Source organism: Salinispira pacifica (assembly GCF_000507245.1).
Lineage (GTDB): Bacteria > Spirochaetota > Spirochaetia > DSM-27196 > Salinispiraceae > Salinispira > Salinispira pacifica.
Map to the genome: position 1 here is coordinate 464151 of NC_023035.1, position 22171 is coordinate 486321.

The 22171-nt window shown below is 53.5% G+C and carries 16 protein-coding genes; 10 read left to right on the forward strand and 6 right to left on the reverse strand.

All coding sequences use genetic code 11. The features are described from left to right. Positions 1-10: 10 nt before the first annotated feature. Complete coding sequence (gene fabF, locus L21SP2_RS02045) at positions 11-1258, reverse strand: beta-ketoacyl-ACP synthase II (protein WP_169730406.1); 1248 nt, start codon at positions 1256-1258, stop codon at positions 11-13. 94 nt (positions 1259-1352) lie between these two features. On the opposite strand from fabF, the gene L21SP2_RS02050 reads away from it, so the two are divergent. Then, positions 1353-2039, forward strand: a complete 687-nt coding sequence (locus L21SP2_RS02050; RefSeq protein ID WP_041401030.1) for a 4'-phosphopantetheinyl transferase family protein — start codon at positions 1353-1355, stop codon at positions 2037-2039. Positions 2040-2051: 12 nt separating this feature from the next. On the opposite strand, the gene L21SP2_RS02055 is transcribed toward L21SP2_RS02050, so the two are convergent. Both L21SP2_RS02055 and msrB read right to left on the reverse strand, forming a co-directional pair. Next, entirely contained in the window at positions 2052-2807 is a 756-nt protein-coding gene (locus tag L21SP2_RS02055) for an aspartyl/asparaginyl beta-hydroxylase domain-containing protein (RefSeq protein ID WP_024266791.1), read from the reverse strand. A gap of 85 nt (positions 2808-2892) precedes the next feature. Then, positions 2893-3528 carry a peptide-methionine (R)-S-oxide reductase MsrB gene (msrB, locus tag L21SP2_RS02060; RefSeq protein WP_024266792.1) on the reverse strand — a complete coding sequence of 212 codons (636 nt, stop codon included), beginning with the start codon at positions 3526-3528 and terminating at the stop codon, positions 2893-2895. Positions 3529-3834: 306 nt separating this feature from the next. Here msrB and L21SP2_RS16725 point away from each other — a divergent pair, with 306 nt between their 5' ends. Together L21SP2_RS16725 and L21SP2_RS02070 are read left to right on the forward strand one after the other, a co-directional pair. After that, positions 3835-5922: a putative bifunctional diguanylate cyclase/phosphodiesterase gene (locus tag L21SP2_RS16725; RefSeq protein ID WP_169730407.1), complete on the forward strand. Its 2088-nt coding sequence runs from the start codon at positions 3835-3837 to the stop codon at positions 5920-5922. Positions 5923-6017: 95 nt separating this feature from the next. Beyond that, entirely contained in the window at positions 6018-7076 is a 1059-nt protein-coding gene (locus L21SP2_RS02070) for a 3-deoxy-7-phosphoheptulonate synthase (RefSeq protein WP_024266794.1), read from the forward strand. Here L21SP2_RS02070 and L21SP2_RS02075 read toward each other — a convergent pair. Continuing rightward, the gene (locus tag L21SP2_RS02075) at positions 7041-7943 is read right to left on the reverse strand and encodes a tetratricopeptide repeat protein (protein WP_024266795.1); all 903 of its coding nucleotides are present in this window, start codon (positions 7941-7943) and stop codon (positions 7041-7043) included. The genes L21SP2_RS02070 and L21SP2_RS02075 overlap by 36 nt on opposite strands. 182 nt (positions 7944-8125) lie before the next feature. Here L21SP2_RS02075 and L21SP2_RS02080 point away from each other — a divergent pair, with 182 nt between their 5' ends. The 7 genes from L21SP2_RS02080 (at position 8126) to L21SP2_RS02110 (ending at position 17963) form a co-directional block, all read left to right on the forward strand. Continuing rightward, positions 8126-9286, forward strand: a complete 1161-nt coding sequence (locus L21SP2_RS02080) for a glycosyltransferase family protein (protein WP_024266797.1) — start codon at positions 8126-8128, stop codon at positions 9284-9286. 90 nt (positions 9287-9376) lie between these two features. Then, complete coding sequence (locus tag L21SP2_RS02085) at positions 9377-10507, forward strand: hypothetical protein (protein ID WP_024266798.1); 1131 nt, start codon at positions 9377-9379, stop codon at positions 10505-10507. A 227-nt stretch (positions 10508-10734) separates the two neighbouring features. Then, positions 10735-12396, forward strand: coding sequence for an adenylate/guanylate cyclase domain-containing protein (locus L21SP2_RS02090; protein WP_024266799.1), 1662 nt, complete (start codon positions 10735-10737; stop codon positions 12394-12396). 23 nt (positions 12397-12419) lie between these two features. Further along, positions 12420-13907, forward strand: coding sequence for a hypothetical protein (locus L21SP2_RS02095; RefSeq protein WP_041401032.1), 1488 nt, complete (start codon positions 12420-12422; stop codon positions 13905-13907). After that, positions 13901-15205, forward strand: coding sequence for a hypothetical protein (locus L21SP2_RS02100; protein WP_024266801.1), 1305 nt, complete (start codon positions 13901-13903; stop codon positions 15203-15205). The genes L21SP2_RS02095 and L21SP2_RS02100 overlap by 7 nt, the downstream gene beginning before the upstream one ends. Continuing rightward, the gene (locus tag L21SP2_RS02105; RefSeq protein ID WP_041401034.1) at positions 15202-16542 is read left to right on the forward strand and encodes a hypothetical protein; all 1341 of its coding nucleotides are present in this window, start codon (positions 15202-15204) and stop codon (positions 16540-16542) included. The genes L21SP2_RS02100 and L21SP2_RS02105 overlap by 4 nt, the downstream gene beginning before the upstream one ends. Next, positions 16539-17963, forward strand: coding sequence for a hypothetical protein (locus L21SP2_RS02110; RefSeq protein WP_024266803.1), 1425 nt, complete (start codon positions 16539-16541; stop codon positions 17961-17963). The genes L21SP2_RS02105 and L21SP2_RS02110 overlap by 4 nt, the downstream gene beginning before the upstream one ends. A 16-nt stretch (positions 17964-17979) precedes the next feature. Here the strand turns inward: L21SP2_RS02110 and L21SP2_RS02115 are convergent, their stop codons facing one another. Both L21SP2_RS02115 and sbcB read right to left on the reverse strand, forming a co-directional pair. Next, positions 17980-20655, reverse strand: coding sequence for a coiled-coil domain-containing protein (locus L21SP2_RS02115; protein WP_024266804.1), 2676 nt, complete (start codon positions 20653-20655; stop codon positions 17980-17982). Continuing rightward, positions 20652-22166, reverse strand: a complete 1515-nt coding sequence (gene sbcB / locus L21SP2_RS02120; RefSeq protein ID WP_024266805.1) for an exodeoxyribonuclease I — start codon at positions 22164-22166, stop codon at positions 20652-20654. The genes L21SP2_RS02115 and sbcB overlap by 4 nt, the downstream gene beginning before the upstream one ends. Positions 22167-22171: the final 5 nt, after the last annotated feature.

Below are 22171 nucleotides of genomic sequence, written 5' to 3' on the forward strand. Positions count from 1 at the left end.
AAGGAATAGATTATGAATAGCGGCTGAATACCACGCAGGCGTTCTGTCCGCCGAACCCGAAGGCGTTGGACAGAAAATGGTCTGCCTTTTTCTCCATTGGCTCTTTTATCACATTATAGTTTATTTCGTCGTCAAGTTCGAATTGATTGATGGTGTGGTGGATTACTCCCTGCTCGAAGGATAAAATACCAGCAACCGCTTCTACGGCACTGGCTGCCCCGATGAGGTGGCCGGTCATGCTTTTGGTGCTGTTGACGGGGATGCTCGAGGCAAGGTCCGCTCCCATGGCACGGTTCACCGCCTGGCATTCGGCCTTGTCCCCGATGGGGGTGGAAGTTCCATGACAGTTGATGAAATCAAGCTGCTCGTAGTTCAGCTCCGCCATCTCCACCGCGAGTTCGATGGCCTTGGATGCGCCGATTCCGTCGGGGTGGGGCGCAACCAGATCGTAGGCGTCGGAGGTGAAGCCGAAGCCGCTGATTTCCGCATAGATATGAGCGCCGCGTTTTTTCGCATGTTCAAGTTCTTCCAGAAACAGAACTCCTGCACCCTCGCCCATTACAAATCCGTCCCGGCTTTTGTCGAAGGGCCGTGAGGCAGTTTCCGGATCATCATTCCTGGAGGAGAGTGCTCCGATCTGACCGAACCCCGCCATTGAGGGCTCTGTAGCCACCGCTTCGGTTCCGCCGGTTACCATTGCATCCACCATACCTGTGGCAATCATATTGTATGCCGTTCCCAGTGCATGATTGGAACTGGCGCAGGCCGAGTTTACCGAAAAGCTGGGACCGGTGAAGCCGAATTCCATGCTGATCATGGCGCTGGTGGAATTGGGAATTACCGAAGATACATAGAACGGGCTGACTGAGGATAAGCCGCTTTTGGCCATCCGGTTGATCTGCTGATACTGGGTGATAAGTCCCCCGTCACCTGTGCCAACCAGAACCCCCACCCGATGGGGTTCCTGATAATTATCCATTCCGGCATCTTTAATCGCCTGGTAACCTGCTATATGACCGAGAATAATATGCCTGTCCAGTCGGCGGGCCATTTTCCTCTGGGTAAAATAATCCCTCACATCAGGCAGATCGATTTCCGCCGCAATCTGAACATGGAAATCGCTCAGATCCATATTTTGAGCCTTTCGGGCTCCGCTTTTACCCTTTACCAGATTCTCCCAGAACTGGGAAACATTGAAACCTATGGGATTCACCGTACCGAGACCGGTAATAACCACTCTACGTTGTTTTGCTGCCACACATCCTCCCTGGGGATCCATTATACTTTGTTACATCCATCGATCCCGGAACACTGTTCAAAAATGCTTGTAACAGATTACTATACATGCACAGATGTTTCAAAGACCAATTGCACAGCTCCTTGTCTATTATTTTCACCGCTACAAAGCATACGCTTCAGACCCTGGCGTCCAGGGGGAACAGACCCCCGGCAGAATTTGTCTTCGTCTGGCGTTGAACAATGCCTTTTCCCGTTTGGCTCTGCCCCCCCTGGATAATTCCGATACATTTGTCACTGCAGAAGGCGGAAAACCGTATCTGCTGCGTTCAGGAGAGGATAAGTTCTTCGGGTTTAACATGAGTGTTTCCGGAGATCACCTGGCCGTGGGGGTAACTGATTACGGCTCCATCGGTGTGGATATTGAGGCGCGATCAATACCGAGGAAAAAGACCAGTCTTGAAGCCGTAATGATCTACTACTTTCAGGATGATGAGAGATTGTTTGTGCTGGATGCTTCGCAAGACGAAGAGGAATTTCTCTGGAGATTTCTCCGGATCTGGACAAGGAAGGAAGCGGCGGTAAAATGTCAGGGAAAAAGCATCGGCAGTCACGGGATGCTGGTGAACGGAATGGAGGACTATTGGATCGATGAGGAATCGGGCACATCGGTGGCGATACAGGATGTGTCTTTTCCCGGCGCCCCCCGCCTTCAGGCCTCTGTGGCTCTGCAATCAGGGGCTCTGCAATCAGGGGGATCACCCCGTCCGATGATTATCGACGGGGATGATCTGAGGCTGTGATTCCTGAAAAAATCAGGCGATGTCCGTGGGAACCTCGGCATTCTTTGCAGCCTGCTGAAGTTTTTTGGAATTCTTCAGGATGCGGAACATCCATCGGTTGATGCGCTGCATGAATTTCGGGAGTCCTTTTTCCCGGAGTACGTCGATGAATAGAACCACACGTCGCTCATCGGTTTTATTCCACACCTCGTGGCGGTACGTGTCGTCAAAAAGGACATCTTCGCCTTCTTTCCAGCTGTACTTTTCTCCGTTCACCAGGATGTAGCATTCCCCCTGGGGGATCATCAATCCCAGATGATAACGGAGCACAGACTTGAAGAATCCGTAATGGGGCGGGATGTGCTTGCCACCGTCAATGATGCTGAACATTGCCATGGACACTCTTGGCAGCTGTTGAATGAGCTCCGTGGTCTTGGGGACCTGTTCGCAGTTGTGGGGCAGCCATTCGTTAAACCCCTTAATAATAAAGGTCCGCCATGCCTTGTCGTCCTTGGCGGAGATAAACTTCTGCAGCTTATCCACCTCATGGAATTTGGGGATGTTTTCAATGTTCTTCAACACTTCATCCAATTCGGCCCGAATGGTGGTCCAGTTTTCTTTTAACAGCTTGCTTTCCGGAAATTCCTCCTGAATATTTACGTATGGGGGATTCTTCACAAAGAGTGAGAGAATCCAGGAATAAAGCAAGGCGATAATAAACGGTTCAATAAAATAGATCAGAACCAGAAGTAAAACTATAGATGCTAATACTATGAGAGCTGTAAGCATGGAAAATCCTCCTTTTCCATACTCTATGACTCTTCCCATTTCGAGGCAAGGTATTTCAGCCCATTTCCCGTGAATTGGAAATGAATCAGTTCAGCACTTCCGGCGGTTCACCGCCTTCGGGCACGAATATCATGGCCGCGGAGTTCATGCAGTAGCGCAGGCCTGTGGGATCCGGGCCGTCAGGAAACACATGACCGATGTGAGAACCGCTGAGACTGTCCACAACCTCGACACGGACCATTCCCATGGAGTAATCGGGAACAAGATGAACTGCATCAGGGGAGATGGGTTCCCAGAAGCTGGGCCAGCCGGTTCGGGAGTTGTATTTTGTTTCCGAACTGAACAAGGGCTGACCTGTTGCCTTTGAGTAATAGGTTCCCTTTTCCTTGTTGCCGTTGTACTCGTTCAGCCACGGACGCTCCGTTCCTTTTTCACGGAGAATTTCGAAGCTGTGGGAGTCAAGGCGGGACTGCCATTCCCGGGTGCTGAACTGAACCGGGTATTCGAAGTCTTCGGGCAGCTGGGTGATGGGAATCCCGTCAATCCGGGAGGGCCAGTTCTCTCTTTCCGGGTTTCCCGTTGCGGGTTCTTCGGTTAGCTCACCGGTTTCACCCCCAGCCGTCTCCCGGTTTCCTTCCGCCTCCAGAGGCTGCCGGGGTTGGAGCGCAAACACAATAAGCATCAGCAGAACCGGGATATTGAGAATATATGGATACTTCATAAAAACCTCCCCATAGTGCGGGGATACCCCGCATATATGACTAAAATACTCATGGGACTTGTGAAAAGCAAAATCAATTGAGCCGGAACGGCAGCAGGCCCGGTATCCACGGATAGGGTGCCCGACGGGTCGGGAGTTCGGCAGGGGTGCAGGGCCCGTGCCTCTGTCGGCGTTGCGCTGATGACATCCAACTTAATATCTGATATTATTCGCCGGTACCAAGGGGTATAATACGGCATCAGGGTGTAACAGGGGACTTGCGTCATTCCTGAACCATGCCTGTTTAGGTAATTAATGGAAAATATATTGAAATTCTCTACAGGCGGCTTTACTGAGATAATGCTGCCTTCAATAAGTCTCGGTCTTCTCATGTTTACCCTGGTTTTCCATGTCTACCTGATTTCCAAGGAAGGCGGTTGGCAGAATCTTCTGGCACTGAGTATCAGCCTGGCAGCCATGGCCCTTCCTGTGCTGAATATTTACTGGGTTCTTCAAAAATACGGCACCCAGGTGCCCTACGACCCGTTTCTCCTTTACAATCTGAAGCATTATTTTTCCGTAAGCCTTTTTGTCATGCTCCCAATCCATATACATCTCTGGTCCGCACGTTGGGTCTGGAATGGACAGCTGGTTCAACGGCACCTGGTAAAACCCTCATCCCAGCGCTATCCTCTGATTTTCACAATCTCCGGCGGGGTGCTGCTGATTCTGCTTAATCTGATATTTCCCCAGAGTTTCATCAGTGTAAGTCCCAGAGGACAGTTGCTCTACGGCCCCTTGTTTCACATACGAACCCTTCTTTTTGCCATGGTCACTCTGTACATGGGCATACGGGTGTTCACACTGAGCAGGCGCACACAGAATATTGGATCGGGTATTCCCGTGCTGGTTTCCTTCCTGCTTTTTCTCGGCTTTCAGTCCATGGATTTTTTCCGCAGCCTGGGGGGGAGCGATCCATCCCTGACTATTCCCTTACAGCAGTGGTTTTCCACCGGGTTCACCCTGGTAGTTCTTTCCGTAGCGTTTGCTCAGCTCAGGGAATATCTTGAGCGAGCCGGCAGAACACGGGATGCGGAGGTTGAACTTGCATTTCTGGAAACCCATGATCCTCTCACCGGACTGGAGAACAGAAGACGGTTTTTCAGCCGCCTTGAGCAGTTATTGACCTCGTTTTCACAGCATGAAGGCAGCAGGGATCTTCCCCTGCATGCAGTGTTCAATATTGATATCGACTATTTCAACAACATTAACGACAGCCTGGGAAACGAGGCGGGGAACCTGATTCTCAGGGAGATTACCCTGCGCTTCACCCGGGTTCTTGATGATTCGGTTCAACTGTACCGTACCGGCGGAGACGAATTTGCGGTTCTCTACAGGGAGGCTGCGTCGGAACTGGATCTGGCCCTTTTCAGCGAACGCCTCCTTCAGGAGTTTGAAAAACCGTTCACATACCAATGGCAGTCGGTGTACCTCACCGCAAGCATCGGTATTGCCGTGTTTCCCCGGGACGGTCGAAGCATTGAGCAGATAACCAGTCACTCCGATCAGGCTCTTCAGGAAGCGAAACTTGACAGGAATACCTACCGATTCTACACCCCGGCAATGCACGAGCGGGCGGTAACCAGAATACAGATGATCAACTATCTCAGGCAGGCAGTGGACCGCCGGGAACTCTCCCTGCATTTTCAGCCCCAGCTGGATGTCTCGGGAAAACTGGTGGGAGCCGAGGCTCTGCTGCGCTGGCAGCATCCGGTGCTAGGTTCGGTGAATCCCGACGAGTTCATCCCGGTGGCTGAAGAGACCGGGTTGATTATCCCCATCGGAACCTGGGTTATCAGAAAAGCCTGCGAAACCCTGGCCGCATGGCAGAAACGGGGGTTGAATATTCCTGTGAGCGTAAATATCAGTCCAAGACAGCTGAAAGATGTGAAGCTTCAGCGTACGGTTATCAGCAGCCTTCGGGAACATGGACTCCATCCCTCTCTGCTCCATCTTGAAATCACCGAGAATTCCCTGGTTGAAAACAAGGAAGGGCTGATCAGCAGGCTGCAGAATCTCAGCGATATCGGTCTGAAATTTTCCATTGATGATTTCGGCACAGGATATTCAAGCCTGAGCTATTTGAAGCGGCTTCCCATTGCAGAAGTGAAGATTGACCGCTCATTTGTCATAGACCTGCCCTTCGATACCCAGAATACCGCCCTGGTGCAATCCATTATATCCATGGTTCGGGGCCTGGGGCTGATGGTGGTTGCCGAAGGCGTGGACAGTCTGGAGCAGCTCAACTTCCTGCGGCAGAACGGCTGTCACATTATTCAGGGCTTCTACCACAGTGAACCTCTCAGCCACGATCATTTTCTGACCTTTGCAGAGGATTATACAAGCGCATCATAAACCGCTATACTCCTCTTCTTGATACAACCCAACATGGCAGGCTTTTCCCAGACCCAATGATTATCCGGCAATGACCTGCCCCATCAGGAGCATATATGCATTTTCGAGTTGACGATCTGCGCATTCAGCAAATCAAGCCCCTCATACCTCCGGCAATTCTCATGGAAGAAATACCATTGGGTGAAACCGCCCAGAGGACGGTGGCAGAGTCCCGAAAGAGCATCGAAAATATCATGGACGGCAGAGACAAACGTCTGCTGGTGATTATCGGTCCATGCTCCATTCACGATACCGCTGCAGCCCGGGAATACGGGAAGCTGCTCAGTGCCGCCAGACAGCGGTTTTCCGATAGTCTGGAGATCGTAATGCGGGTGTATTTTGAGAAACCCCGGACCAGAAAAGGGTGGAAGGGGCTGATCAACGACCCGTATCTGGACGACAGTTTCCAGATAAACAAGGGCTTGCATCTTGCCCGGAAACTTCTGGTGGACCTTGGAGAGATGGAGCTGCCTGTTGGCTGCGAATTCCTGGATACCATTACACCCCAGTTTCTGGCGGATGCCGTATCCTGGGGAGCCATCGGCGCCCGGACAACCGAAAGTCAGATTCACCGGGAACTGGCATCGGGGCTGAGCATGCCGGTGGGTTTCAAAAACGGAACCGACGGAAATGTGAAGATCGCCATCGATGCAATTCACGCCTCGGCCTCTCCCCACCATTTCCTTTCGGTAACCAAACAGTCGGTTGCCGCCATTGTGGAAACCGGGGGGAATGATTATGCCCATCTCATTCTCCGGGGCGGGAATGACGGTCCCAACTATGACCAGAAATCCATTGCCGATGCCTGCGGTATCCTGAAAGAGGATGATCTGACTCCTAGGGTGATGGTGGATTGTTCCCATGGCAATTCCATGAAGGATCACCGGAAGCAGGTTCCCGCAGTCCGGGATCTTGCAAAGCAGATCGCCGGAGGAACGGAGAATATTTTCGGACTGATGATCGAAAGCAATCTGGTGGAGGGGAAACAGCCCATGGCAGTGCTGGACCAGCTGAAATACGGTCAGAGCGTTACCGATGCCTGCCTGGGCTGGGATGACAGTCTGGGGCTCCTGGAAGAATTAGCCCAGGCTTCTCTTCAGCGGATGGAAGGGTAACTCGTTCAGCTTCTCCGGTTCAGGAGTGCTCTGCATTCTGGACTGGAGACGCTCAAGCTTCTGACGGTATTCGGGATTCCCCGGCATGCTGCTGCACAAGCGCTGATACAGTTCCCTGGCCCTGGCGAGTTCGCTGCATCCCTCATGGGCATCTGCACAGTGCGCAAGAATCCAGTCCTGGCTGTCTCTTTCAAATGCATTATTGAATGCAAACACCGCCTTCCGGTGATGTCCTGCGTTTTGCAGACTCAGGCCCGTCATCAGCCAGGCATCGGCTTTCATGGATTCCCCCTCGGCAATATGAAGGTAGCGAAGAAAGCTCCGGTAGGCTTGAAAATGATCTCCCTGTGCCATAAAGCCGTTCCCCGATTCCTTCCATATCCGGGGAATAAAATGCTCCGGCTTTTCAAGAAAATCCCGCTTTTCATGTTCCTGGGCTTCCAGCTCCTCGAAGAGATCCGGCTGTCGGTGAAGCCCGGGGTCTTCCACAGCGAGCATCTTGCAGCCGTCTGAATCCTCCCATAAATGCTCCTGCAATTCTCCGGGAAGGAGGGGCTGGGGGTCTTCCTGCATGAGCCGCATATACTGGAGAGCCGCCGCCGTCAGCTGTTCTTCCGGCCACCCTTCCGTCTCATCAAGAACACTCCGCTCGGGTGCTGAACGGTGAAACCAGGCTTTCCGCCGTATCTCCCTGCGTCTGAACTGATCCTTAATGAACCACCAGTAGGGGCCGAACAGACGGTAGTCCTCGGGATAACGCTCCAGCTCGCCGGCAAGCTCCCGGTAGAACTCATGGCGGCCTCCGGGGGTGTTCAAAGAAAATTCCTCAATGATCGATTGCTGAATATCAGATTCGTAGAAAAACACGTGAATGATCACCTCATATGATGTGGTTTACATGTGCAGAAGGTTTGTGATGGTACTCCCTCTGCTTGCCTCTTTCAAGGGGAAAAATGAAAATTCCCCGGCCGGGCTCACCATATTCTAACCTCAGCCTCATGGTTAATTCATCAAAGACAGGGTAGAATAACGCCAATTGGAGGGTTCCCATGAGGGTGGCGCTTGCGTGCAACGGTGAAGGCTTCGGCCACGTATCCCGGACAACTGCCTTTTATGAGGCGTTGAAAGACCGCTATGATCTTGTGATTCTGGCCCCTGAGACGGTACACGGGTTTTTAGCTGAGAAACTCCCGGATGCACGGGTTTTCAGCGTACCCCACATGCATCTGGCGAAAATATCAGACCGCATAAATTTCCTCCGCACCGCCTGGGAAAACATGCCCACCCTGCTCACCCTGCGAACCAGAATAGTACGTGCAAGCCGCCTGCTCCGGGAGCTGGGCGTAGACGTGCTGATCAACGACTATGAGCCATTCTCCGCCATCGCTGCAAAGAGAATCGGAATTCCCGTACTTCAGTTTAATCATCCGGGGATTGTGGTTCAGAGCCCTTCCATAATGCCCGATGCGCTGGCGGTAAAACTGGTGGCACGCTTTATGATGCCTTCATTCGATAAACGTATTTTCTGTTCCTTTTACAACGGAGATGTAGGCCCCATGATACGCAGGGAGCTCAGTGAAGCTCAGGTCAGCCGGCAGGACTATTATGTGGTCAGTCTTAAAGAAAGTTACCGTCGGCCGGTGCTCAAGCGCCTGCACCAGATGGGAATTCACAATTACCGGCTTTTTCCGAATCCGGATGATGACTATGTCGCGGCGGTTGCCAACTGCAGGGCGGTGATCACCAGTGCGGGGCATCAGACTCTCAGCGAATGTATCCACATGGGAAAACCGGTGTTTGCCATTCCCCAGCGGGGGCAGTACGAACAGCGGCTGAATGCCAGGATGCTTTCAGCATCCGGCTGGGGGAGCTACGGAAGCATCAGGAATCTCAAGCGGACGCTGGGCGGGTTCATTGCCCGGCTGGACAGCTATCCACGGAAAGCTCAGCCGTGGATAAAATTCAATTTCAATAACGAAACTGACAGAATAATGAAAAAAGTTGAATCATTTATCCGGCACAGCTCCCGGCCTGCAATTCTGCCGATCTGGAGTTTTCTCTTTCCAGATGATGAAAAAAACGAGGATGTTCATAACCTCTGGGGCCTGTTGCCGGTAAAGTCCCGGGAAATGGAAGATCTTCGGGACAGGCGTCTTTTTCGACAATTCCGTTCCCATGAATATTACGAGCAGAGCTCTTCTATTCGCTGAGCCGTAAAAAGCGCCCCAAACAATGTGGAAATCAATCAAAACGCTGAATTCTCCGGTTAGCTAGGAAACACCACCTAACCGGAGGACTCAATGAATCCACTTCTTCCCCATTGCCCCAATCCCAGCTGCATCTACTTTGATGAAAGCGAGCTGATCCCCAACTGGTATTACATCCATGGCCGCTACTGCAGCAAAATCAATTATGGTATGCCCCGTTTCCGCTGCCGGGAATGCGGAAAAACCTTCGGTCACACCACATTCTCCATCGATTACTACGTGAAAAAGCGGGTCGATTACAGCCGGCTCATGGCCGGACTGTGCAGCGGTTCCGGTCTCTGGGATATTACCCGTTTCACCGGCCATTCGGTGGATGTAATTCTCAACCGATTCGAGCGCCTGGCCCGGGCCGCCATCGCCGTACACTCGGATATCATGGCGGATCTGAATTTCGGCGAAAATCTGGTCATGGACGGCTTTGAATCGTTTTCAGTTTCCCAGTTCTACCCCAATAATATCAACATTGTGGCCGGAAGCAAGTCAGAATTTCTATATTCTCTTGGATATTCAGGGTTACGTCGAAAAGGAGCCAAGACGGAAAAGCAGAAACTCCGCCAGATTGAGCTGGAGAAAACGGCAAAAGCCCACCCGGAGGAGACAAAATGGAGCGTACAACACATTCTTGAGCATCTTTTTACCTGCCTGAAACAGAAATTGGGAGAAAAAGACTGGAACAGGACCCTCTTTACCGACAAGCATCGGGATTATCCCCGGGCGATGGAAGAGATTGAGGGGTTTGACGGCAAGATCCTCCATGTGGCAATTTCCTCCAAGCTGCCGAGAAATCATGCCAACCCGCTGTTCCCGGTGAATTATGCCGACCGGCAGTTTCGAAAAGATCTTTCGGATCATGTGAGAGAAACGGTGAAGTTCGCCCACTGCCCCAGTGCCATGATGAGCAGGATGACCGTGTACCAGCTGTTTCACAACTGTCTGGTGTCCAGGCGGTTGAAGGCATACCGCAGAATGGATGACTCGACACATGCCGAGGCGGCCGGCTTGGAACCTGACAGGCTGTCACAGATTCTTGAGAGCAGAATGTCCAGCCGGCCGTTTTTGAGCAAGCTGAATATCGACAGCGAAATGGAGAAGACCTGGAGGATGGGCTGGAAGATTCCCGGAGGGAAGCTTGGCAGATATGTTCCAAAGTTTATTGCAGCATGAGTTTATGGCAACATGAGATGGCGTCGGCGAGTTGGGCCTGACTGGATGAAGGAAACGGGCTGCCTGTGTATGCGGCGGAGAATACGCAGGGATTTCGGCTCTGAGGCTGTTTCCACATTGTTTGGGGCGTACTTTACCTGATATTCACAAACCGCTACAGATTGCCGATACTTATCTGAGATGAACCGAAAAAAAATTCTTAACCTGTCCCCAGAGGCCGGTACCCCATGAAAATACGAACCAAGTTTGTCCTGGTGGTATTGCCGGTAATGATTGTCTCCATAGTACTGGTGGGAGCTTCCAGTTTCTTTCTGGCAACCTCGGGAATTAACCGCATTGCCCGGGAATTTCTGGGCTTTAAAATTAATCAACTTGAAACCTATGCGGTGAATCAGTACCGGCTGCTGGTGGATAACGGCCTTCAAAACTCTGAAGAATTTATTCAGGCCACCAAGGGCAGCGTCCAGGATTACGCATCAAGTCTCACCCGCAGCGGCAGCGAGAGGATTTTCGCGGTGGACGCCGATGGAAATCTTGAAATGAACAGCGGGGACCTGGAAATACTTGAAGAGGAGCGGGCGGTTCTGGCGGATCTCTATGCCCGGGATCCGGACAGCCTCCAGGAGATCAGCATTGGCGGTGAAATCCGGGTGGGCAGAGGTTTCCGTTTTGAACCCTTCCAGTGGTACGTACTGGTAACCGAGCTGCGCTCGGCCTATTTCCAGGATATCAACAGAATCACCACCAGAACTCTCTATCTTTTGGCTGGAGCGATTCTGGTTGCCACCCTTGTGCTGTTCTATTTCACCGGCCGCCTCACCAGGCCTTTGAACACCATTGTACAGACCATGCGGGAGATCATCAGCACCAGCGACTTGAGCCAAACCGTGCCCGTTGAGTACAACGATGAAACCGGGACCCTTGCCCACACCTTCAATATCATGACCGGGGAGCTGGATAAAGCGTACCAGGAAATTAAGCGCTTCGCCCGGGATGCGGCCATCGCCGAGCACAAGGAAAAGAAGGTCCGCCAGATATTTCAGAAATACGTCCCCCAGGAGCTGATCGACCGCTTTTTTCAGAGTCCCGAATCCATGCTGGTTGGAGAGGACAGGGTTCTGGCCATCCTTTTTTCCGATATTCGCTCGTTCACCACCATCAGCGAGGCAATGCATCCCAGTGATCTGGTAAACCAGCTGAATGTCTATTTTGATATTATGGTCGAGATCATCATGAAGCATGGAGGCATAGTTGATAAGTACATCGGCGATGCCATCATGGCCATCTTCGGTGCTCCGGTGAAACATGACGACGATGCCCTGAGGGCGGTAAATGCCGGCCTGGACATGGTGGAAGCCCTGGTGGAATTCAATAAAGCCCAGCGGGCAAAAGGGTTTCCCGAATTTCTCACCGGTATCGGCATCAACTACGGAATTGTGACGGTGGGGAACATCGGTGCGGAGAAGAAAATGGACTACACGGTGATCGGCGACATGGTGAATCTGGCGAGCCGGTTGGAAGGTTTGACCAAGGAATACCGCCAGGAACTGATTATCTCTGAAAGTCTTCAGCGAAAGGTGGCCGAGTATTACCCCACCAGGCATATTGATACGGTAACGGTGAAAGGAAAGACCCGGGGAATCAAGATTTATGCGGTGCGCCGTGATCTGGATGCACGGACGGCTGAGGCATGGGAAATTCATCAGGGCGCCATGGATGCCTATTTCCCAGGTCGGGATTTTCAAACCGCTGCCCGCCGCTTCCGTCAGGTTCTTGAAATTTTTCCTGAAGATTACATTGCCGCTGCAATGATCGCCCAATGCGAGGAATTTATACAGAATCCGCCTCCCGATGACTGGAATGGCGTGAAAAAAATGAAGACCAAATAGTTTCGGTGTATACTGGAACCGTTATGAATCGGTATCCAACGGGATTGGTCCTCACATTTCTGACAGCAGTTTCTCTTTTTATTCATCCGGTTTTCCTTCCGGTTTCCCGGGGTTTCCTGTGGGAGGGAACTCCGGCCTGCTCTCAGGCCGGTTCTTTGGCGGCCCAGGAGAATGCCTCCCCCCTAGCGGAATCGCTGGATGATTCTGCGGGTGATTCTGTGGCGGATTCCGGGGATAATCCCAACATTAATTCAGACGAAGACCCTGTGAGGGTGATGATTTTCCAGCCGAGAAATCTGGGCCGCCCTGATGCTGCCGTTTCTGATGGCCATTCCGAGGATGAGACCAATGGCGCTTCCCAAAACCTTCCGGAGGCGGAACCGGCGGAGGAGTCTCCGGAAAATACGGATCTGATCCGGGAGTATGAAGAATTTCTCCGATCCATCAGCGAAAATGAGATCCGGGCTGCAGGGTATGAAGCCCTGCGGGCCCGGGAGTGGTCGGCATATGAAAGTCGGGGAGGGGATCCCTTCGGTCTCCTTCCGGTGGATATTGCCGGGGAGAGGAATGCAGACATTGCACTTTCAGTGTACTTCCGCCTGGAATCCCCGCGAATTTTTCTCATGGTGAAGGCTTATGATGTCCGCACCCGCAGAATTATCGGCGGAAACGTGCAGGTGGCCAGGGACGGTCTGGTTCTGGTGAACAGCATGGACCGGCTCATGGATTCGGTCATAGGGCAGATTGATCAGGCCCGGGAGGAAATTCAGCTCATGCGCAGCAACCCGGGCATGCTGGCGGGAACCTCCCCGGCTTCGGTACTGTTCCGTTCAGCCCAGGAGGATGTGGAAGTGGATATTCCCGGGGTAGGTCCTGCGGGAAAGATTGAAAACGGCAGTTTGACGCTCCCCTACCAGCCGCTGGCGTTGGGGCAGCAGCTGCTGGTTGAAGTTTCCGGCGAGGGCTATTACCCCCGTCAGGCTTCCTATGCCCTGAATGCTGCGGAGAATGAATTTGATTTGCCTCAGCTGTATCCCCGTACCCGGTTTGCAACCGAGTTTGTTTATAATTTCTGGACTCTGGCAGGCGGAGGCATGGCTCTGCGATATTATTTTCAGCCGGATATGATATTTCTGCGGTTGAGCAACCATATATTTGTCCGTCCCGGCGACGCCCTGGGTCTGGGGGGAGGCCGGATGACGGTCCATGACGATGTAATGCTGGAATTCGGCAGCTATCTGCTGTTCGGGCCGGAATCGCCGTTTCGGGCGGCCTACAGCGGCGGCTTCGGGGCAATGTTCAGTTCACTGGATACGGGGATCACTGCGGTTGACGCATATATCAATCTGGCAGCCCTCCACTGGGAGTGGAATCTGCCCCGGGGTGCTCTTTTCCTCCGCCAGGATCTGCGCTATGCCCTGGGCATTTTTTCTCCCAGGATATTTCCCCAGGGAACAGATATTGCGCCGGTGCTGATACCTTTGACTCTGGGGGTGCTGATAAAATGGTGATATTCCGCCGTACACCCGGTTCTTTTCTCCGGTTCCCGGTTTTCCTTCTGGGACTTTTCTCGCTGCTGACCCTTTCCTGTACTGATAATTTCAACGGCATGGGCGGAGTCCCGGGGTACCTTGGGTATATCAAAGATTCCAGATATATCAGCGAACTGGAGATGGAGCCTGACAATGATAACAGCGTGGTGCTGAAGTGGGTTCAGCCGGACAGCCACATGGCCCAATCCTCCCAGATTTTTCCGGATGGAGATGAACCCGGTTATCTTGTTCTGTCGTTCAGGGAGAATTCCCTGTCGGTGCACCGCAGCCTTGTCTTCGATGAGGATCTTGCTCTTGTTTTGGATACCCGGGAGTACAATGATGTGCTGGGCGGAAGTTTCGAGGATTGGGTCCGGGGACCGGGAAACTGGGGCTGGGGAATACGGGGCGTGCTGGACCTGGGCTTCTGGAGCTGGGATCCTGCGGCCGATGAAGACAGCTCCAATCCCTTTGTTGAGAGCGGAAGGCGTCATGAAGGCCAGAAAATTGTGCCGGTACTGGACGGAATATGGGAAGAGTATCTTGTGGAGCTTCCCTCTCCCGATGATTACAATGAAATCGTACTGGCCATACGGGCCAGCCGGGATATCAACGGCGTTGTGAACGAATATGAGGACTATGACCCCTTCGCCACTCCTCCGTATGATGATAAACCGCTGGTGCTCATGACAAACTATCCTCAGGGACTGAACACTGCGCTGGAAAGTGCAGGACTTTTCGACTACATGTCCAACAACGGGTTTGATGCCCAGCTACGGGAACTGATTCCCCAGCCCCGGAATGACCGGATCGTTGCCGTTCTCAGCTTCCAGAGCAGAGACCGGGGCGGCAGATTTCACATGCTCTGGTATGTACCCTATGAGGATCTGGTAGATGTTTCGGATGCCGTCCTGGGCGACTATGAATTCCACATTATTCCCGGCAGCTGGGAGCAGGAAGAGCACAGGCCTCAATACATTTTTCAGGACGGCTATTTTACGGTGTATAACAATCCCGGGGAAATATCTTCCGGCTACGAGCCCGAAGATCTTATGCTTGATGTGTATAAAGTAGACGGTCCCGGCCGCAGGCCTTCATTGGGTTCGCCGCGACTTGAGTTTACCCGGCGGATCCCTTATTGGGACCTGTTCCAGGACGGGGTTCCCGGCAGGGATATTGCCGTTACCTACCGGGATCCCTCAGGGGACTGGTTTGTGTACAACCGGGAGGCGTCCATGCTCTACCGCCTGGCCATCGCAGCAGGGGGGATCGAATGACATCTGTGCAGCTGTTTTTTACCAGGATGAGGCTTCTGCGTCCGGGAGTTTCGTCGATGCTCTGGATGGTCCTGCTGTTCCTTACTGCAGCGGCTGCGCTGCCCGCCCAGGAAGCCCGCCGCAGCCTCTTTGATCTGGAATTCCGACCAAGTTCCCGGTTCACTCCGGAGCAGAGACGGGTTATTACCGAAAGCCTTCTGCTGGTGCTTCAGAACCGCATCGAAGGAGTGGATGTTATTCTCTCCTCGAATCCGGCTTCACGACCGGCTTCAAATACGGCTTTGAATCCGGAGGATCCTTCTTCCGGTGAGGATATGACGGCCTTTCAGCAGGCACGGCTCAACGGGGCAGATTCCATCGTGTTTGTACGCTTTAACGGAAGCATGGATGATCTTCGCACAGAATTCCGTCTGTATGACGCGTATCTGGAGAGGGATCGGGCAAGCTTCACGCTGAACGGAGCGGTGGATTCCCGGTACCGCAACCTGTTCGGGGGCTTCTGGTATGAAGCATACCAAGAACTTTCCCGTTTGCTTCGGCCTGTGGAGAACCGGGCCAGGGTTGAGGTGTTTGGACTTCCCGGATCAATGCTGGTTATTCCCTCGGTTTCCGGAGAGGAGGTTGCACAAACCTTTAATCAGCAGGGAAAGACCGTACTGGAACTTCCGGTTCCGGCGGCGTATGAGTTCCGTATTCAGAAGGAAGGGTATTTTTCCGAAGTGATTGGACGCTTTCTCGACGGACCAGGGGAAATTGATGCCGCATCACGGCAGGAACGGCTGGACAGGTTCTATGTGGAAGGGGGGCTGCATATGTTCGGGTATCCTTCCATTGAAGCCGGGGGACTCTTCCTCCGGGGAAGGCTCTGGGCCGGCATTCAAAGCGTTGTGTATCTGGCGGGCCTCAGTCCCGGGCTGATATACGGAAATGATGATAATCAGGCAGCAGGCTCCCAGGACCTGTTTCTATCTCTTCCCCTCCTTGCCGGCGGACCTGCCGTGGGGTTTTCTCCCCGGATTATCCCCTGGGAAATTGATATTCAGCCGGAGTTCCGGCTTCTCAGTTCCCTGAGATTCATGCTGGACGACGGCATCTACCTGGACCCCCTGCTCCCGGTTGAATTGAACCTCCAAAGCGGGCTGTACTGGCAGGCCGGCCGGCACCTGAGCTTTTCCCTGGGATTCGGGATTCCCTTCTATTTCCATATTCCTCCATTCAACGGCGGAACAGACTTTTCCCGGGAGTTGAACGCTCCGGATCTGTATCTCAATTCTCTGGGCGATTATGTGTTCACCGGCAACCCGGCTCCCTATATTTCAGTGAGGTTTGGCCTATGAACGTGTATTTTCTCCGGCGAAACTCCAGCCGCCGCGGCGGCGGCAGAGGAAGAGCCGGGCGTTTTTGGGTGCTTGCAGCCCTGGTTCTTCTGCAGTTTTCATGCTCAGCCCCGCCGTTTTTTCCCGGACTTTCCAATGCTGCAAAGCTGATTTCCCGCATGGACCCCGGGGGCGGGATCGTAATTCAGGATATTCCCCGATGGCAGATTGATGAAATAGGAGACAGATCGCCCATACGTATCTCCCCTCCGGCGTTAACCGGCCCGGATATGCTTGATACCGGAATGTATCTGTTTTTTCCACGGGGAGATCAACCTGCCGGCAAATATCTGTTCTTCGATGCCCGGGATCCGGAGTTCTCTTCTGATACCCAGGATTATTTGACGGTGACAAAAACCTTGACGGATATCAATCTGATTTTTGATGATATGGTATCGAACGGCTATTATTTCGACTATTTGGGAATTGACCTGTACGAACAGGATCTTGAGCGTTGGCCCGCCGGAATGTACCCCATTGGATCACAGGACGGCGGTCAGGGAATTCTCAAAGTGGAGCTGGACGGAGCATCTATGAATCTGCAGGCCCAAACCCCCGTGGATACGGCATTTGAGTCCTTCAAAGCGACTGAAACAGCAGCGCTGTGGGACAATGGCACTGCAGCATCTTTTCTTTCATCCGACCCTCAGTATTCCTCGGAAGGTTTTTCCTCTTTCACTGAGGATTACCGTGTACTGGGGTTTTCGCCGCCGTATCAGAGCAGCAATGCAGCCGATTCATCCAGGCTCAGCTATCTGGTGTTTCACTGGCCCACAGAGACCGCCTATGAAATTGCCCTGGACTATCAACTTCAATTCGACCAGACAAGCCCCGCCGGAACCATCGCCATGTCCGACCCGGCGGTTCACGGTATTATCCGTCTGCCCCGGGATGATGATGGCCGGCCGGATGAGCGCTACAGCCCGGTGGGGTTCTACCACCGGCGCAGTAACCAGGACAGCCCCCGCTCCTATTTTTCGGTGGTTGACCGAAATATCAGCGAATTTATCACCTTCACATGGGACAGCAGCGACCCGGGACTTACGGAGAGAACCGCCGAAAAGCTCCTGCGAAACGGTGAACCTGTTCGGGGGCGGCTGCTGAACGTCCTTCACGACGGAACTCTGGTGTTCAACAGTCAGGGAGTGCTCAGCTTCTATGGGGAGTCAGACGGCAGATGGGCGGATCTGAATGCCGGATCCCTGAAGTTCCTAGGCGAACGCTATGATTCCGACGGGGAAGAATGGCGGGTGTTTTTCCGGTATGAGCTGACCGCCGAGCAGGATTCCTCCTCAAATACCGATGAAGAATCCCTTTTTATGCTGGAGCAGCGCCTGTATTCCATCCCCACCGCCGGACTCTATGAAGAGATCGGCTATTAGGACAGATGTGCTGGACTCATTGATCCAGAATCAGCAGCATGTTCTCGTAGAAATCCAGCATGTCCGGATTATCCGTCTGTTCCATCTGCTGCGAGATGTACTCTCTCCGGGCCCCGGGCGGGTAGCTGGATACCGCATAGATTTCATCCGCAAGCTCCAGAATTACCGCTTCTTTACCGGCTGCTTCAAAGGCCCGGTCGTAGCGTTTGATTCGCTGAGACAGACCGGGAAAGGCGTCCTGCACTTCGGGAGCGGACAGAAAGCGGTCCAGGGCGATTTTCCCCTGAAGGATGGCCCGGTCTTCAACCCCTGCTGCAAGCTGCTCTTCTGCCCGGACATATCTTTCATAGGCACTGATCATGGAGCTGTAGTCTTCTGCCACCGCCGCAAGCTGCTCCACCTGTTCCTGAAGTGAAGCAATCCGTGCCCGGGTTTCCGCATTCAGCCGCTGACTGCTGGTTTCGGTTACCTCAAGTTCCCGTTCAAGTCTGTCATTTTCCTCTTCAAGATTGGTCACCTGGGTGTCCAGTGAACTGATTCTGTTGCTTTCCCGGGCAATCTGACGTTCCAGACGGGTCAGCTCCGTTTCCAGTTCGCTGATTCTCGATTCTCTGGCGGCCAGCTCAGCCCGGTTATTCTCAAGTTCCTGGCGAAGCTCGGGTGCTGTTTCCCCGGCGGTTGGTTCAGCCGTCTCCCGGGCCTGGAGTTCCCGGAGTGCGTCCAGGGCATTCTGCTGTGCGGTTTCCGCCTGAGCCCGTGCCTGCTCGGCCCGCTGAAGTGCCAGACCGGTTTGAGCCAGTTCGTCCTCCCTGCTGCTGAGACGGTTTTCCAGCTCGGAGATCTGATCTTCCAGTTCACTCAATCTGCTGCGGGTACTCTCCAGCTCGGCCATGCCCTCTTCAAGTTCCTGTGCGCTGCCGGCTGCATCTGCCTCGGATCCCTGGAGTCTGCTGTTCAGAAGTGCAATTTGTTCTTCCAGGTTCTGCTCATTGCCCCGGCGGGTTTCAAGTTCCTGCTGAAGACTGTCTATCTGGGCCAGCAGATCTTCAGTTTCCGCATCCAGGTTTTCCCGGGCTCCTTCGAGATCCTCCACCCCGCTGCGCAGGCGTGTCAGCTCCTGGCTCTGACGGCTGATCCGTGCATTGGCGCTTTCAAGCTCCTGGCGAAGGTCTTCAATGGTCTGATCCCGCTGATCTATGGTGAGCTGCCGGGACTGAATCTGATCCTGTAAGCCGATGATGGTATCGGTCTGTTCCTGTATTTGCTGATTCAGCCGGGTTTCAAGTTCCGCCAGCTGAACCTGATATTCCTCTTCAGCCCGGGCCAGAGCCTGCTGTTCCCCTGATTCTTCCGCCGCTTCCACCGCATTCTCCAGCGCGGCCTGATCCTGCCGTTCATCCGCCTGCTCCAGAGCCTGGTATGACCGGGATATTTCAGGAATCAGGTTGACCGCCTCCCGGTACAGCTCAAGTGCCTGTTCCCCTTCACCCCGGTTCTGAAGCTGGGCGGCCTGTCCGTAAATCGCCTGTATTTCGCCGACCAGTTCTGCCGTACGTGCAAGGCTGGTACTCTCGGTATTGCGCCGCTGATTGCTGGTGATCAGTCTGGAGAGAGAATCCGCCAGAAACAATTCGGTGTCCCTGCGCCGGCTGAGGCTTTCGGTTTCCAGAAATGCCGGGGTGCTGAGAAAATTCCGCAGAAGCTCAATGGTATTTTGGGCCTGTTCATAGTTGTCGTTGGAAATCTGGGTTCGGATCCGGGAATAAAATCCGTTCAGCTGGGAGGCCAGGGCCTGCTCCTCTTCCTGCCGGGCATTGAGTTCTTCCAGGGCGCTCCGGGCTTCACTCACCTCACGGCTTGCTTCATCCAGCTCCTGCTGCTGTTCCTCCCTGGCGGCATCAAGCTGAGCCTGAAGGGCTTCCTCCCGGGCCCTTGCTTCCGCCTGGAGTTCCGCCCTGGCCTGATCGGCTGCGGCCAGTTCGCTGCTGTATTCATCTTCAATCTGAGCAAGGGCCGCTTCAGCCTGAGCCCGTTCCTCTTCCAGTTCGGTCTGAAAGGATGCCAGGGCCTGTGAGAGTTCGGCTTCTTTTTCTTCCCTGATTTGGGCAATCCGCTGTTGAATTTCTTCTTCGCTTAAACCCTGGGCACGCAGACGTTCCCGTTCGGCTTCAAGCTCGCTTTCCAGCTCTTCTCTGAGAAGCTGCTCCCTGGCGGCCAGACGTTCATCAAAGTTTCTGGCGAGATTGCTTCGCTCGGTCTCAACCTGCTGGAGGCGGTTCTGAATTTCGGCGATTTCAGCTTCTTTGGCAGCAAGATTTGCTTCAGCTTCCTCTCTGAGCACCTCCAGAAGGCGTCCTTCTGTGGAACTGAGAGTTTGAACTTCCCGTTCAATATTGCTTTCATTCTGCCGGAAGAAGTAAAACATCACCGCTAAACCGGCGGCGAGAACCAGCAGACTGAGAAAGTTGACCATCAGGGGCAGACCGATTCCCCGCTTCGTACTCTGGAGCTGAAAGGTGTCCGGCCGGACGTCAATGCGGTTGGCGGAAGCCACTTCATTGATTTTTCTGTTGATGCCCTCGAGTTCTTCCTGTGAGATACCCTGGGAAGAATCTGAACCTTCCTGATGTACAGGAACAGACAGTCCCCGTTTTCGTCTGATGTCCCTGGCTTTCGCCAGCAGTCCGCTCATGAAACCTCCAGAGTAATCCTCTTTAATTCATCGAAATATTCCAGCAGCTCCTTGAGAACTATCTTGTCTCTGACCTGAAGCCCCGGTCTGCTCTGAAGCTTCTCAATTTCCCGGCGGAAGCTGTGGATATCCCGGGCTTCGTTCAGCAGGGGGAAAATGAGACGGTTCTGGCAGAACTCCTTCCAACTCTGGGCGGCCTTGCCCCTGAGCTGACTGCCGAAATTTCTTCCCAGCATTCTGCTCACCAGTTTGCTCACACGTTCTTTCTGGGTCAGGTTCATGCGCTGAACCCCGGAAATAAACTCCCGTATACCCGTTTCCCGGGATTTATCATCCATGGAGAGCAATTCCTCCATGCTGCGGTGAATAAACGGGAACTGTTCCCTGTCCCCGTCGGCAAAAAATCCGCCGTAAATTTGATAATCCGGGTCGTCGGGCAGAGATCCCGACGGAGGATCGTTGAATACCTGCCGAATCTTCGCAGTAATATCCTGGTTCCGTAATAATGTATCCCGGTTATCCAGACATTTCTGAATATCGATATTCAAGGCGTCGGCACGCTCGGGCTTCAGGGAGTTCAGGGGGGCCACGAAGGGGGCCCGGTTGATTTTGATGCTGTATACCGGATAGCGCCGGTGGGTTTCATCTTCCATGGCCGAGGGGAGGAATACCCTCTTTCGGATCTCTTCAACGCTCAGATCCAGAATGCGGGACGGGTCGTAGCGCAGATCTGCGCAGAGCATGGTATCCCGGCCCTGGCGCGCGCCTTCCCCGGGTACGCCCAGGGGGCAGATGAGGGTGGTTGCTCCTTCTTTTCGGGTGAGCAGGGGGGAGCTGTGCACCAGCGCCGGGCGGCTGTTCAGGTTGAACAGTTTTCTCAGCTCGTCCTTCTTCCGGTGTTTCCAGCTCCAGTTGAAAAGCCGGGGCTGTTTGTCATGAATCAGCTTTGCCATTTCAATGGTGGCGTATACATCCGAAAGGGCATCGTGAGCCTGATCGTGGCCGATACCGTTGGCCGCCGAAAGCCGTTCCAATCGGAACTGAGGTTTCCCCTCATCTGTTTCCGGCCAGATGATCCCCTCCGGACGCAGATCATGGGTTGCCCGTACGAGATTGATGATATCCCAGCGGCTGTTGCCGTTGGAGTACTCCCTGAGGTAGGGATCGAACAGGTTTCGGTAGAAAAGATTACGGATGAACTCGTCATCGAAGGCAATGGAATTGTATCCGGTGACGGTTGTGCCGGGAACCATCATGATATTGAATATTTCCCGGGCAAACTGGTACTCAGGTAAACCCTTGCTTCTGCATTCCCGGGGGGTGATCCCCGTCACCAGGCAGGCCTGGGGGTCGGGAAGGTAATCCTCAGAAGGGATGCAGTAGAGCACCACCGGTTCGCCGATGATTTCAAATTTCATGTTGGTGCGCACAGCGGCAAATTGGGCTATGCGGTCATGAAAGGGATTCGTGCCGAAGGTTTCCAGGTCGTACCAGAGAAATGATTGTTCCATAGATT